Source organism: Silvibacterium sp., assembly GCF_047605705.1.
Classification (GTDB): Bacteria; Acidobacteriota; Terriglobia; order Terriglobales; family Acidobacteriaceae; genus Silvibacterium.
In genome coordinates this window covers 70,854-85,056 of record NZ_JASGFD010000018.1, presented here as the reverse complement: position 1 = coordinate 85,056, position 14,203 = coordinate 70,854, and the positions used below count along the sequence as shown (strand labels likewise).

The following is a 14,203-nucleotide window of genomic DNA, read 5'->3' as shown; positions in this document are numbered from 1 at the left end:
CTTCCATTCAAGGTTATGCACGCGGATCGCGGCGTGCAGCTCGGAGGCGGGTTGATACGTGCTGTTGACGGCAACGATGGAGCGGTCGTCGTAGCTGTACTGAATGTGCAGAGGCTCGCATGCCCTCTTCACTGCGAAATAACCCGCGTCCGCGTCGAGATTGTAATCGTATAAGTGCCATATCATCGACGGCCACGCGTTGTTCAGCATCCACTGCACCACGCCGGTGGCGCTGTACTTGTTGCGTGAGTAGGACTCGAACATGGCACGCTCCGAGTCGTAAGTCATCGTCTGCGCCATCCGCTCATAATCCGCGGCATTCGCGGGCTTCGCATAGATAGCCGTCATGGCTTCATCGAAGACGTTAAGGTTCTTGAACTCACCTCCACCGTAGTGCAGGCTCCAGTCTTCTGTTGCAGGCCATGCCTCGGGATCACTGAGGAAGAGCTTGCGGCTCGCAAGCGAAGGGATAGCAGGTCCCGGACTCGTCTCCGTATTGAAGCCGTAGGCCCCGCCGAACTTCGTGTCCACGTGCCAATAGCTGGGCTCGACGTAGTCGTATGGCCCTGTCATCTTCACGCCGCTTGGTCCGGAGTTGACCGTGTCGGTCGCAGATGCGGAAGCGATGATCGGCGTGGGCCAGTGCACCGATGCCTCGACGTCAAGGTAGCTCTTTTCCACATCCGCCGGCGGAGCATTGTCGCTGCCATTGAGCCACACAAGCAGGCTCGGATGCTGCCGCAGGCGGAGAAGTTGATCATGGAGCGAGGCATCCGCGATTCTACGATCCTCGTCCGTCCACGTCTCCCATTTTTCCCAGTGATCGCAGCAGCACCAGCCGAGCATTACGAGGATGCCCTGCTGGTCGGTGAGCCGGAAGAAGTCGTCCGTCTCGAGCTTTCCCTCAAGGCGAATCGTATTGAGGTGCATGTCCTTGACCATGCGGATCTGGTCCCGCAGACGCTGCGGGTCAGAGCGTAGGAGCATATCCTGCGACCACCCTGCACCGCGGATAAGAATAGGCTTGCCGTTCACGCGGAAGAGCCTGCTGCCATTGGCGGTGAGCTCAGAGGAGACTTCGCGAAGGCCAACTTCTGTAGTCTGCTCGTCGGTCTTCACGCCGGACACAGCGGCTTGCATCTTCAACGATTCGAGATGTGGTTCGCCCATCTGGGCCGGCCACCACGGCTTCGGATGCGTGATGCGCAGCGCAGGGTAACGATCAGGCATGAAGATGACAGTCTTGTCTTCATTCGGTTGCAATGCAACGGACTGCGTGATGGCCGCGCCTGCGATCGTGCCACTCACTGTGGCATTCACTGCATGATCTGTTGCGTTGTGCACCTCTGCGTAGACGGATACCTCCGCTGTGGATAGCGTGTCATCCGTAAAGTGCGTGACCGCCATCGGTGATCGTAGCGTGACCGCGCCGGTCGATATCAGGTCTACATCGCCCCAGAGGCCCATGTCTTTATCAGGTGGCGCAGGATTCCAGTCAACCCAGTTGATGCCGAGATCTTTTTCCGTAGGTGCGAAAACCTCAATGGCTACGACATTCTCGTGTCCCGCTTCGAGCGCAGAAGTTACATCGAAATCATAAGTGCGGTAGGCCCCGGCAATCTGATTCTTATCCGCAATACGATGTCCATTCACCCAAAGCTCAGCACGATAATTGATACCGCCGAAATGCAGCCATGTGTGCTCGTTCTTGTTCGACGCCGGAGCTGCAAAGGTTTTTCGATACCACCAGCCGCAACGATAGGGACTGTCATCGGTCATGGGCAGATTGGCGAAGTTCTTGCCTACCGGGTAGTTCATGCCGGGCAGCTTCCGCAGGTTATCGCCGAAGTAAGGATCGGGGAAAAGCTTGGCCTTCACCTGCGCGGCAACGACTGTGCTGGGTACGGAGGTGGCGATCCAGGAAGTGTCATCGTAGCCGGTCTTGGATACCGATACGCCGTTCTCTGTCGCTTTACAAGCCGACTGGAGCTTCCATCCGTCGTGAAAGGCAGAGCTCTGTGCGACGGAAAAAGCAGGCAGAGACAGCAACGCAGCAGTGAACAGGGCGATGGAACGGGCGGAGGTCATACGTGGGATTCCCTCTGTCTTTCAAAAGTATGCGGAGATCTTCTCCGCCATTCAATCGTTTCAATACTTTATTCGAGGCGCTCCGACGGTTGTCAAGACTTCTTGCGGCTGCGTGTCTTTGGTGTATTCGCGTCACGATAGCGCGCGGTCGAACTGCGCACGATAAGCTCCGGAGCGGCCTTGTGAACGCGGCCCCGTTCCCTTGACTGTGCCGGGGCGGAGAGCCGCTCCAGCATGCGCTGTGCGGCATGCTCGCCCATGGAGCGCAGTGGCTGGCGGATGGTCGTGATGGCGGGTGTTGCGACGCGAGCCGGAAGCACATCGTCGAAGCCGATGACTGAGCAGTCCTGCGGCACACGTATCCCCATCTCTGAGAGACCTCTGACCACGCCGAGAGCTGTGAGGTCATCAAACGCGAGGACGGCGGTGAAAGGCCGCCCCGTCCCTACTAGCCGCTTCGCGATGTCGCGGCCGCCTTCGAAACCGTGTTCGGCATCGCCGAAAGACGGAAGTTGCTGGACGAGCAGCGGGTCGAGAACGATGCCGCATTCTTCGGCTGCGTGTTCGATGCCGCGCCAGCGTGGCTCGCTATCGAACATCTCGCGCGGTCCGGTGATGACGGCAATCCGGCGATGACCGAGCCCGGCGAGATGTCGTAGCGCCTGTGCCCCACCCTCTTCATTGTCGAGCAGGAAAGAGCTTACGCCGCGCGTGCTGAGGTCGCGACCCACGATGACGATGGGCACCGCGTTCTTGCGGATGTCCGCGAGCAGGTTGACTTCATCGAAGACCCAGCTGGCGATGACGATGACGCCTTCTACACGGCGCTCGAGCAGCAGCCTGAGATGCTCATCGAAGAGCCGCCGCTCGGTCTGCGCGTCGAGCACCATGGGTAGATATTCCGACGTCTGCAGTGCGGAGTGGATGCCGCGCACGATGGGCACGCAATAGGGATCGGAAAGATCGAATGCAAGCACGCCGATCGTACGTGAACTGCGCATTCGCAGCGAGCGAGCAAAGGCGTCAGGGTGGTAGCCGAGCTTCGCGGCGACGGTGCGGATGTGCTCGCGGGTGGAAGCGGCGACATGGCGCGAAAGAGGCGCTTCGCTCAGCACGATGGAGACAGTGGAGACAGAAAATCCAGCGGCGCCTGCTACGTCGCTGAGGGTGACATGTCCGGACTTGCGCTTTGACATCACGATTACCTTTGCCGGACTCCGGCCGGTAGCGGGTGGGTACTCCAGAGATAGCACACCGCGTGGTGGACAGCGCGGCGAAATCTTTCTTCTTGACATGGCGACGGGCTCGCCGTACTTTCCTTTCACACGATATTCAAACGATTGAATAAAGAAAACTAATTTCGCTTCTGGAGGCTGTCTTATGGCACGCTATGCGGCACGTCTGTCATTTTTCGCGCTGCTTGCGCTCTGTTGTACGACGCTGCAGATGAATCTGTTGGCGCAGGCTGGCCGTGGCAGCGTGAGCGGTACGGTGGCAGACTCGGGCGGTGCTGTGATCCCGAAGGCGACGATCACCCTCAAGTCGGCGAAGACCGGCCAGGTGTTGTCCGCGACGACAACGGATGCAGGCGTCTATACCTTTGTCGCTGTGGATCCGGGCGTTTATCAGCTGACTGCAAGGCATGATGGCTTCGAGACTTCCGTGCAGAAGAACGTACGTGTGACCGTGGATCAGGCGACAAGCGTGAATGTGCGCCTGGCGGTAGGCTCGCTGACGCAGACGGTCACCGTGGACGCATCGGCCTCGCCGGTTGACACCTCGAGCGCTACGGTCGGGCAGCTCATCGGTGCGGAGACGATCGATCGTGTGCCGTTGCTCACGCGCGACGTTTATCAATTGGTGCAGCTGAGCGCCGGAGTGGCGCCGGCGAATGGCACGCCGAATGCTTCCGACACGCCCGGCATCTTCAATGCCCGCTCACTGATCGATGTCTCTTCGTACACGATCAACGGATCGTTGCAGGGCAATGTTTTCTACATGGTGGATGGCAGCCCAATCGGGATCGCGGAAAACAATGTCGCGACGATTATGCCGGCATTCCAGGTCCCCGAGGATGGCGTCGACGAGTTCCGCATGGAGACGCAGAACACGCCGGCCAGCTATGCGAGCGGCGGCGGCGGTGTCATCAGCCTCGTCACCAAGTCAGGCGGGAACAAACTGCATGGCGATGCCTTCGGCTACTTCCGTCCGAATGCGCTCGCTGCGAATGATTTCTTCTACAAGCGCGACAACCCAGGCGCAGCGCCTCTCGATTTTCATCGCTACCAGGAGGGTGGTGCAATCAGCGGGCCGTTATTCAGGGACAAGCTCTTCTACTTCGGCGATTACGAGGCGACGCAACAGGAGCAGCTAGAAAACGGCTACTACACCGTGCCGACGTCGGCGGAACGTACGGGCGATTTCTCCGCGGATAGCATCACGATTTATAACCCGCTGGTCCCAGACAATGCGGATGGTACGCGTCAAGCCTTCTCAGGTAACGTGATTCCCGCGGCAAACCTCGACCCGGTAGCGCAATATTTTGCCAGCAAGCTGCCATTGCCGAACCTTCCTGGAGACGGCCCGTATCACACGAACAACTACACGGGCTCAGGACTCGATCCGCAAAATGCGCAGAAGTTCGACATACGCATCGACTATGCGCTGAACGAAAAGAACAAGCTCTTCGGGCGTTTCTCCTATGGCCGTCTCGATTTCGGGAATGCGGATCTATATGGCGCAGACAACATGTTCGATCCGAACTACTACGTGAACATCACAAATACACGCAATGTGGCTCTTGGAGACGACATCACGCTTTCGAAGAGTTCGCTGCTGCAGCTGCGCTATTCGTTCACGCGTCACTACGAAGATCAGACCGGCGATCCCCGGCAGAACGGCTACGACATCACAGCGGCTGGTTTCCCCGCCTCGCTTGCGAGCGAAGTGCTCTACAAGCAGATTCCGGTGATGGTATTTGGCACGACCGCTTCTGTCGGTGGCACGGGCAATGAGGATACGTTCATCTTCGCCAGCGAAAACAGCGACGTGAATGCAACTTATACCAAGCTGCTGAGCAAGCATGAGTTGAGCGTGGGCTTCGAATGGCAGAAGAAGTACATGAACATCGGGCAGCCCGTGTCACCCGCCGGTTCCTACACCTTCGACAATACGGCGACCAGTTCGACCACCTTTGCAGGTGACGGCAGCGATTTCGCAAGCTTTCTGCTAGGCATGGGTTCGATTCCGGGCGGAGAGGGCGACAACTTTACGAAAGATGTCTTCGCAGCAGGTGAGAATCCATACTACGCGGCCTTCCTGCAGGATGTCTTCCATGTGACGCCTCACCTGACGATCAACGCAGGGCTGCGCTGGGAGATCTTCGGCGGCCGCACCGAACGCTTCAACCGTCAGGAGTGGTTCGATCCCTCTCTGCAATACAGCCTGGATGGTGTGGGACTCACAGGCGGAGAGCAATTCACGAGCTCCAGCCACCGGACTCCATTCGATACGAACTGGAAGGATATCGGTCCGCGCGCCAGCTTTGCATGGGAAGCGAAGCCGGGAACGGTTGTGCGCGGCGGCGCAGGTATTTATTACGGGCCCAGTACGACGATGGTGGGCAATCCCGCATTCAACAGCGACGGCTTCGGATCAAACACGACATGGAATGCGACGGAGTACAACGATGACGGCAATACCGTGATGGTGAACCCGTTAAGCAATCCTTTCCCGAACGGAGTAGTGGAGCCCACCGGCTCGACGCTGGGTGCCGCAACCAACATCGGCGTGGGACTAAGCACGGTGATCAGGAATCCGCGTACCCTCACGACCTATAACTACAACCTTGGCGTAGAGCAGCAGTTGCCTGGCCGGATGGTCTTCACGCTCGCTTACGTGGGCAGCCGTGGGCTGTTTCTGCCGATGGGATCGGTGGATCTGAACACTCTGTCCATCGGGGAGATCGCGCGCTATGGCGGAACGCTTTGTGTCGATAGCGAAACCAATTGCGAGATGGTGGCAAACACCTGGGAGCCGATCCTGCCGGCGACGAATCCGTACTACGGCGCGAGCCAGGTGCCGCTATGGTTGTCGCTCGAGCCTTATCCGCAGTTCAACAACGGATCGTTCGGTTCAGGCGTGACCATCAACGGTTATCCGGGTGCGGACTCGAGCTACAACTCCATGCAGACGAAGCTCGAGAAGCAGCTTAGCAATCACTTCTCGACGATCGCGAGCTTCACCTGGGCCAAGCTGATGACGAATGACAGCCAGACGCCGCTGGGCTTTGTCGGCTATCACTCGGCGGGCCCGCAGGATTGGCGCAACCTGAACCTGGAGCGCGCGGTAAGTTCGCAGGATGTGAAGCTGCAATTCAACTGGCAGGCTTCGTATGAGCTGCCGATCGGCAAGGGACGGCTGATCAATCTACACGGCATGCAGGATTCGCTGCTGGGCGGATGGACAGTGAACACGATCCTCTACCTGAGCACCGGCGTGCCAATCGCTTCGCCCACGGGCACCGGCAACCCGTACTTCAACCAGCGCGTGAACCTGGCATGCAATCCGGGCGCGCATGCGCAGCGGTCAGTGGATGAGTGGTTCAGCTACGCATGCTTCTCGCAGCCTGCCAGCAACTTCGTCGCGGGCACCGCGCCTGCGTATCTTTCGAGCATTCGCACGGATGGTGCGCATAGCCTCGATGCATCGCTCTACAAGGGCTTTGCGATGCCGGGGGAACGCAATCTGCGGCTGGAGGTTTCGGCCTACAACGTGACGAACACCGTGCAGATGGGTTATCCCAACGTCTTCTGGAATCCAGCGGAAGTGACAGACCCTTCGGTCATGGCAGGCTTCGGGCAGATTCTGGCTGCTGCGAATCAGCCGCGCCAGCTGCAGTTCGGAGCGAGGTTCACCTTCTGACGCTCTTTGAGCCGCTGCGGATCGGGCGCCTGTCATTGGGAGTGCGTCCGGTCCGCAGCCTTTTTCTTACAGGAAGAGCTAGTTCTCCTGGTACCGCTTGAGCACGCCATCCAGTGTGAGTACGCCCTCGAGCGTGCTGCGGCTGGCGCGATTCAGCACAGGCAGTACCGGCCAGCGCGGAAAGTGCCTCAGAGCGGCATCGAGCGGCAGATCAGGGAAGAGCTGCGGCGTCCGATCTGTTTTCATCGCGCGGTCGATAGGCGCATCCGGTGTCAGCGTCGCTGCGGCCGAGGTCAGTTCATCCGCGGTCATCGCATACCACGATCCATCCCATACCTGGATAAGGAAAGCCTGCACCTGCAGTGCCGCGATCGTCTTTGCGACCGTTTCGATCGAGTCTCGGCTATGCACCCGTGGCAGGCGCAGCGGTTCAAGCGCATCTTCGATATGCAAGGGGCTCTCTTCGCGCTGCTCTTCCATCGATGGTAATTCGAGGCCGTCCTGGTGGGTGAAGACCTCGAAGATCGGCACCGGCTGCAGGCTGCGCGAGAGCAGGTAGGCAATGGTGTTCGCGAGAATCACGGGCAGAATGATCGAGTAGTTGCCGCTCACCTCGAGCACCATGAACACTGAGGTCAGAGGCGCACGGATGAAGCCGGCAAAGAGCACGCCCATACCCACCAGCGCATATGCTCCCACGGTCCCGGTGAAGTGAGGGAAGTGCAGCTTCTCGAAAGTACCGATGGCTGCGCCGAGCATGGCTCCGATAAAGAGCGTGGGCGCAAACATGCCGCCCGGCGTGCCGCTCGAAAACGAGAGGGTTGTGCCGAGAATCTTGAAGAGCGCCAGCGCAACGAGGAACTGCCATGCGAAAGATCCGTGCATGGCCTGGTCCATGATGTCGTACCCAGGGCCCATGATCTGCGGCAGCCCGAAGAAGCCGATGCAGCCGACGAGCAATCCTGCAATGGCAGGCTGATAGTAGAACGTGGATCGGGGCAGGCGGCGCAGCCGCGGCCGGAGATAGCCGAGGGACTTCGAAAGCACGAGGGACGAGAGACCGCCTGCCACGCCGAGGATGGAGTAGGCAAGCAGTTCGCGAGGATCGCGCAGCGTGACCGAAGGGATGCGGAACATCGGCTCCGAGCCCCAAAACCAGCGCGCCACGACTACGCTCGAAATCGCGGAGAGGACGATCGAGCCGAGCACCGCGGCGCTCCACTGGCCAATGACTTCCTCGATGACGAAAAGGATCGCTGAGACAGGTGCATTAAAAGCGGCGGCAAGGCCGGCCGCTGCGCCAATCGGAGCGAAGAGCCGCAGCCGCTGGCGGGAAAGATTGAGCCTGCGAGCGACCATCGACGCGACGCCGGCGCCAATCTGCAGCGACGGATCCTCAGGACCGAGCGAGTGGCCGGCGCCGATCGCCAGCGCCGATGTCAGGAATTTGCCGATGACCGTCTTGAACGAGATGTAGCCGTTGTAGATATAGAGCGCAGCCTTCGTCTGGTTGACGCCCGAGCCGCGCGCGGCAGGGAAGAACCACTGCACGAGTGCGGCTACAACGAGGCCGATGGCGGTGGGTGCGATCAGCAGGCGATATTGACCAGGATGTGGCGCCGAACCGAGGGTGAGGATCTTGATCCATTCGATGGCCACGCGGAAAGCGACCACCAGCAGGCCGGAGAGCACGCCGATAAAGATGGAGAGCAGCAGGAACATGCGCTCGTCGCGCTTTGGCGCGATGCGCGAAATGTCGATGCCGGGCGGGGTCACTTCTCCCTGCCGCTGCGCGAATGCGGGCTGCGTTGGCGTTGCAACCGATTGGCCGATCGCTGCGGCGATCGTTTCAGCCACGGAATGGGCAACCGGGCCTGTCGCGGTTGGACCGGCGTCTCGAGAGGGCGAAAAGTGGGTGGAATTATCGCTCATGTCGTCCGTCATGGTTGGTCGATGGCCCACGGAGCCTGCGCAATCTCAAAGAGCAGGGCATCGTTGCCGGTTGGCTGTCCGCAGGTTTGCGCGGTAACTTTTTCGGTGTCGTAGACCAGCGTCATGAGGCTCTGCTGAAGATCCGGATCGTCTTCGAGGGAATGCAGGTTGAGGTTCGGTGGAACCTGCTGCCAGCGCGCGTCGAGCGCTCCCAATGAGCCGGGCACGGTCTGAGAATTCGTACTGTCCGGCGAGGCGGAAGCCTGCGCTTTCTGGAGGCAGCCGTCGAAGCGCGCCTGGGCGATGGCCACATCGCGAAGAATCCGCTGGGTGCGGGCCCGGGGCGTAAGGTCGGGATCGGGATAGAGCGAGAGCAGGCGTACAGCAGATGCCAGCTGGTTGCGTACGGCATCGCGTTCCGACTCAGGCTGCTTGTCGAGCGCGAAATCGCCGAGCGCCCGCGCCAGAAACTGCCGTGCGATCTGGAATCGGCCGAGAGCCGCGGCGGTGCGTCCGGCACCCTCCAGCGCCTCCAGGGGAGGCTTATGCTCGGTGGCCAGCTTGCGGTACAGAAGAAAGGCGTTCTGAGGGTCGCCTGCCTGTTCCATCAGGCCGGCGATGCGGATCTTGATTTCCGGCTCGTCCGGCGCATTTCCAGCCGCCGTGAGCAGTTCCCCTTGCGCCCGGCTAAACTCCTTCAGACTCAGCAGATAGCCGACAAGTTCCAGTCGTACCTGGAGGCGGCGCTGGTAGCCATCGCCTTGCCATACGCCATCGAGGGCGCGCTGATAGCTCTCGACCGCCTGCGCTTCGTGTCCCTGCTTGGCGGCAAGGCGGGCAAGCTGCAGATTGATGACGCCATTGCCAGGCGCGGCTTCGAGCAGGGTATTGAAGTATGCGGTAGCCTCGTTGGCCCGCCCTGCCGCTGCCAGTGCCGAAGCCAGTGCGATCTCCGTCTCCCGCTGCTCCGCGGCCGGAGCGCCTTCCTGATACTCCAGAGCAGATCGGAGCGCGATGACGGCCTGGTCCGGATGGCCGGCAGCCATGGCGGCGCGTCCGCGGGTGAGCCAGCGCTGTGCGAGATCCTTGCGATGCTGCGTGAAGGAGCTGAACAGGAGCCAGGTAAGGGTCGCCAGTACCGCGGTGATCGCGAAAAGTGTAAGTAAGGCGGTAACGTCACGCACAATCAGCTTGCGTTTTTCGATTCGCTCCTCGGCTGATAACGGGGAACGAAGCTCCAAGCCAGGCATCTTTACTAGCTTAACGGTTTCTCGAGCCGCGCTGCGATGGTAGAACGTCGAAGAGCGCCTTTGGTATCCCTCTTGTCATGAGTGGTCTGACCAGAAAGCGCGAACAGCGGTACGATCATCCCAGACGATTCCGATATACCCGAACCGGATTTGTCCGGCCGGTGGAGGGCAGTGTGCCAGCAGAACCAGAAATGCACGAAGCGCGAACGAGGGATTCCCGGCTGATCGAGCTGCAGGAGCAGCTGGAAATGGCAATCCGTCGCGCCGGGCGAATGATCGTCGCCTACTCGGGCGGCATCGATTCGGCCTACCTGGCCTTTGCAGCCCATCGTGTGCTGGGGGACGGCATGCTCGCTGTGATCGCGGATTCGCCCTCTCTGGCGCGTAGCCATTACCGTGAGGCGCTGGAGTTTGCGACGGCACAGGGAATCCCGCTGAAGACGGTAGAAACGGCGGAGATGGAGCGCGAGGCCTATGCCGTGAACGACGCCAATCGCTGTTTTCACTGCAAGGACGAGCTATTTACTGTGCTCGAACATGAACGCGTGGCGCTCGGTTTTGAGACGGTGGCCTACGGGTTGAACCTCGACGACAGGAAGGATTTCCGCCCCGGACAGCAGGCTGCGGAAGCGCATCGAGTGGCGGCTCCGCTGGCGGAGGCCAGGCTGACCAAGGCCGATGTGCGGGCGCTCGCTCAGTCCGCGGGCCTCTCTATCTGGGATAAACCTGCCTCGGCATGCCTCTCGTCCCGCCTGGAGTATGGGCGTCGCGTGACGCCGGAAAATCTGCGCATGGTGGAAGAGGCCGAAGACGCGCTGCGCCTGCTGGGCCTGCGCCGGTTCCGCGTGCGGCACCACGGCGCCATGGCGCGCGTGGAGATCGCCGAAGAGGAGTTGGCCGCCGGATTGAGCCGCGAGCGCATGCGGGAGATTTCGGCGGCGGTGCGCGCATCCGGCTTTCAGTACGTGGCTGTTGATTGCGATGGCTATCGCTCGGGTGCGATGAACGAAGTCCTGCCGGTCGAACTGCTGCTCAAGGCTGGACGTACTGCAAATTAGAGAGCGCGTTCTCTGCGTCTTAGGCATACAGAGGTTCAGGACAGAAGAATGAGAGTTGGATATCTGGAGTGCTTTGCGGGCATCAGCGGGGATATGCTGCTGGGCACGCTTGTCGATGCCGGGGTTTCTACCGAACTGCTGGCCGATGCTGCTCATGCATTAGGGATCGGTGCTGAATTGCGCTTCAGCAGGGTCGATCGCAGCGGTGTGATGGCTACGAAGGTAGACGTGCTGGAAGGTGGCCTGGCTGCGGAGCACGCGCACGACCATGCGCATCCGCACCATCATGCTCATGAGCACAGCCATGCTCACAGCCACGAGGAAGGTCACAGCCATACGCATGACCACTCGCATAGTCACAGTCACCAACACGAACACAGCCACGACCATGATCATGAACATGACCACAAGCATAGCCATGACCATGCCCATCCGCATGTGCATGGTCGGACGTGGAAGCAGATCAGAGAGCTGATAGGCGCGGCAAGTCTGCAGGAAGATGCACGCCAGCTGGCGCTGCGCACCTTTGCACTGCTGGCCGAGGCCGAAGCGAAGATTCACGGCATGAATGTCGAGGATGTCCATTTCCACGAAGTCGGCGCAGTCGACACGATCACCGACATCGTCTGCGGCGCCGTGGGCCTGTGCTCGCTCGGGATCGAGCAGTGGTATGCCTCTGCGGTGAACGTTGGCGGAGGTTTCGTCGAATGCGCGCACGGGACCTTCCCCGTGCCGGCTCCCGCCACGGCTGAGCTGCTCAAGGGAATTCCCACCTACTCCGAAGGCCCGAGGAAAGAGCTGGTCACGCCCACAGGCGCAGCGCTGCTGAAAGCTTTGGGTTGTCGCCTGGACGAGTCGCCGCGCTTTGCCGCGGATTCCATTGGATACGGTGCGGGCACGCGCAATCCTGAGCGATTTCCCAACGTGCTGCGGCTCTCGATCGGCGAGGCGTCGCCCGGGGAGCCTGCGCGCGAAGCGATCGTCGTGCTGGAGTGCGCGATCGACGACGCCAGCCCGCAGGTGATCGCACACACGCTTGAGCTGGCTCTTGAAAAGGGCGCCCTCGACGTGATGGCTTCTCCGGTCACAATGAAGAAAGGACGGCTAGGCACGCTGTTGACGATCCTCGCCCGGCCCGAGCAGTCCGAGCATCTCGAAGAGCTGCTCTTCTGTGAGACCACCACTCTGGGCGTTCGGCATCGGCTCGAGGAGCGGAGCGTGCTCGAGCGCAGCTTTACCACCGTGCCGACGCGCTTCGGCCAGGTAAAGGTAAAGATTGGAGAGCGCACAGGCGAGTTGCGCAACGCGATGCCCGAGTTCGAGGATTGCCGCAGGCTTGCGCGTGAACACGATGTTCCGCTCAAAACAGTGATGGACGCCGCGCTCGAATCCTGGCGCGCCGGCGTGCGGAAGGCGCGGGAATCGGCGAAGGCATGACGAGAGACGCAATTGCAACATTGCTGGAAGCGGTAAAGGGCGGCGGTATCTCCACCGCAGAGGCGATGGAACAGCTGGCACGGCTGCCCTATGAAGATGCCGGCATGGCAAAGATCGACCATCACCGTTCGCTGCGGCTGGGTTTGCCGGAGGTCATCTACGCCGCTGGTAAGACGCCGGAACAGGTAGCTGAAATCTTCCGGAGAATGGCCGATGCAGGCGGTGCGGTCATCGCGACCAGGGCGAGCGCCGAAACCTGGGCTGCGGTCGAGGCGCTGGTGCCTGCGGCGAAATACCATCCGGTAGCCCGCGTCATCGGGTTGCGCCCAGCAGATGCAACGCCGCTGCTGGGGCCCGCTGCCGTTGTCTGCGCAGGGACAAGCGATCTGCCCGTGGCGGAAGAGGCTGCGGTGGTGGCGGAGTATCTTGGCGTGCAGGTGTCGCGCATTGTCGATGTGGGCGTGGCCGGTCTGCACCGTATCCTCGCCCAGCGCGAAGCCCTCGCCGAGGCGCATGTCGTCATCGTCTGCGCCGGTATGGAAGGCGCGTTGCCCTCGGTTGTGGGTGGTCTGGTGGCCGCACCGGTGATCGCGGTGCCGACCTCGGTAGGATACGGAGCGGCCTTCGGCGGGCTCGCGGCACTGCTGGGGATGCTGAACTCCTGCTCCCCCAATGTGACGGTGGTGAATATCGACAATGGTTTCGGCGCTGCTTATGTGGCTGCGATGATGCTGCGCGCCGGAGCGGATCCCGCGCGATAAAAGCAGGACGAAAAAGAAAGAGCCGCGTACGCTGCGGCTCTTTCCTTATATAGTTCGGAGAATTACTGCTGTGCGGCTTCGATGTCGAGCGAGATCTTCACATCGTCGCCGAGCACGGAATCGCCGGACTTGAGTGTGCCGTTCCACACCAGGCCGAAATCCTGACGGTGAATGGTGGTGGTGGCGGTGAAGCCGCGGTGGGGCTTGCCATCCATGCCGATGATGCTCTTCTCGGGCGCATCGAGGTGCAGAACAACCGGCTTGGTCACGCCGTGCAGGGTAAGATCACCATTGACCTTGTAGTCGTCGCCGTCCTTCTCGACTGACTTCGAAACGAAGGTCATGGTCGGGAACTTGGCAGTATCGAAGAAGTCGGGGCTCTTGAGGTGTCCGTCACGCTGAGCAACACCGGTATCCACGGTGGTCGTGTCGACCGTAGCCGTCACGCTGGCCTTCGAGAGATCCTGATCGTCCAGGCTGACCACGCCGTTGATGTTCGAGAAGCGGCCGTGGACATTCGAAATGCCCATATGGCGGATGGTGAACTCGGCCTGCGAGTGGGCTGGGTCAATCTTCCAGGATGACTGGGCGAAGGCGGCCGAGGCCGTAAGCAGCGTGGCGGCCAGGGTAAGGTTGCGAGCGGAAAGCTTCATGAGGTGGTTCTCCTTGCCAGACCGAGGTCTGCAGTTCATTTCGGCAACGATCTGAATCGCAACAGATACGATCGTCGTCTAAACAACAGATGTATTGTTTC

9 protein-coding genes are annotated in these 14,203 nt (G+C 60.6%); 4 read left to right on the top strand and 5 right to left on the bottom strand.

Annotated elements, in window-relative coordinates:
- Together QM649_RS08875 and QM649_RS08870 are read right to left on the bottom strand one after the other, a co-directional pair.
- On the bottom strand, positions 1 to 2,088 hold a 2,088-nt coding region (locus QM649_RS08875; RefSeq protein WP_415198670.1), incomplete at its 3' end, for a glycoside hydrolase family 2 protein.
- A 92-nt stretch (positions 2,089 to 2,180) separates the two neighbouring features.
- Positions 2,181 to 3,284, bottom strand: coding sequence for a LacI family DNA-binding transcriptional regulator (locus QM649_RS08870; RefSeq protein WP_415198669.1), 1,104 nt, complete (start codon positions 3,282 to 3,284; stop codon positions 2,181 to 2,183).
- Positions 3,285 to 3,468: 184 nt separating this feature from the next.
- Between QM649_RS08870 and QM649_RS08865 the strand changes: the two genes are divergently transcribed.
- Entirely contained in the window at positions 3,469 to 7,011 is a 3,543-nt protein-coding gene (locus QM649_RS08865) for a carboxypeptidase regulatory-like domain-containing protein (RefSeq protein WP_415198668.1), read from the top strand.
- 78 nt (positions 7,012 to 7,089) lie between these two features.
- Here QM649_RS08865 and QM649_RS08860 read toward each other — a convergent pair whose 3' ends face one another.
- Both QM649_RS08860 and QM649_RS08855 read right to left on the bottom strand, forming a co-directional pair.
- Positions 7,090 to 8,868: a chloride channel protein gene (locus QM649_RS08860; protein ID WP_415198667.1), complete on the bottom strand. Its 1,779-nt coding sequence runs from the start codon at positions 8,866 to 8,868 to the stop codon at positions 7,090 to 7,092.
- Positions 8,869 to 8,951: 83 nt separating this feature from the next.
- Positions 8,952 to 10,184, bottom strand: a complete 1,233-nt coding sequence (locus tag QM649_RS08855) for a tetratricopeptide repeat protein (protein ID WP_415198666.1) — start codon at positions 10,182 to 10,184, stop codon at positions 8,952 to 8,954.
- A 257-nt stretch (positions 10,185 to 10,441) separates the two neighbouring features.
- Between QM649_RS08855 and larE the strand changes: the two genes are divergently transcribed.
- From larE to larB, 3 genes are read left to right on the top strand one after another with little or no spacing between them, the layout of a single operon-like run.
- Positions 10,442 to 11,251, top strand: coding sequence for an ATP-dependent sacrificial sulfur transferase LarE (larE, locus tag QM649_RS08850; protein WP_415198665.1), 810 nt, complete (start codon positions 10,442 to 10,444; stop codon positions 11,249 to 11,251).
- Positions 11,252 to 11,299: 48 nt separating this feature from the next.
- The gene (gene larC / locus QM649_RS08845; RefSeq protein WP_415198664.1) at positions 11,300 to 12,688 is read left to right on the top strand and encodes a nickel pincer cofactor biosynthesis protein LarC; all 1,389 of its coding nucleotides are present in this window, start codon (positions 11,300 to 11,302) and stop codon (positions 12,686 to 12,688) included.
- The gene (larB, locus tag QM649_RS08840) at positions 12,685 to 13,449 is read left to right on the top strand and encodes a nickel pincer cofactor biosynthesis protein LarB (RefSeq protein WP_415198663.1); all 765 of its coding nucleotides are present in this window, start codon (positions 12,685 to 12,687) and stop codon (positions 13,447 to 13,449) included. Before larC ends, larB begins: the two co-directional genes overlap by 4 nt.
- A 62-nt stretch (positions 13,450 to 13,511) precedes the next feature.
- Here larB and QM649_RS08835 read toward each other — a convergent pair whose 3' ends face one another.
- Positions 13,512 to 14,102 (bottom strand): YceI family protein, encoded by a 591-nt coding sequence (locus tag QM649_RS08835; RefSeq protein ID WP_415198662.1) that lies wholly within the window; start codon positions 14,100 to 14,102, stop codon positions 13,512 to 13,514.
- Positions 14,103 to 14,203: the final 101 nt, after the last annotated feature.

What these genes read in the sequence shown, in the direction of transcription:
- larC (WP_415198664.1), top strand. Translation starts at nt 11,300, where the DNA reads ATGAGAGTTGGATATCTGGAGTGCTTTGCGGGCATCAGCGGGGATATG.
- QM649_RS08865 (WP_415198668.1), top strand. Translation starts at nt 3,469, where the DNA reads ATGGCACGCTATGCGGCACGTCTGTCATTTTTCGCGCTGCTTGCGCTC.
- QM649_RS08835 (WP_415198662.1), bottom strand. Translation starts at nt 14,102, where the DNA reads ATGAAGCTTTCCGCTCGCAACCTTACCCTGGCCGCCACGCTGCTTACG.
- larE (WP_415198665.1), top strand. Translation starts at nt 10,442, where the DNA reads ATGGCAATCCGTCGCGCCGGGCGAATGATCGTCGCCTACTCGGGCGGC.
- larB (WP_415198663.1), top strand. Translation starts at nt 12,685, where the DNA reads ATGACGAGAGACGCAATTGCAACATTGCTGGAAGCGGTAAAGGGCGGC.
- QM649_RS08870 (WP_415198669.1), bottom strand. Translation starts at nt 3,284, where the DNA reads ATGTCAAAGCGCAAGTCCGGACATGTCACCCTCAGCGACGTAGCAGGC.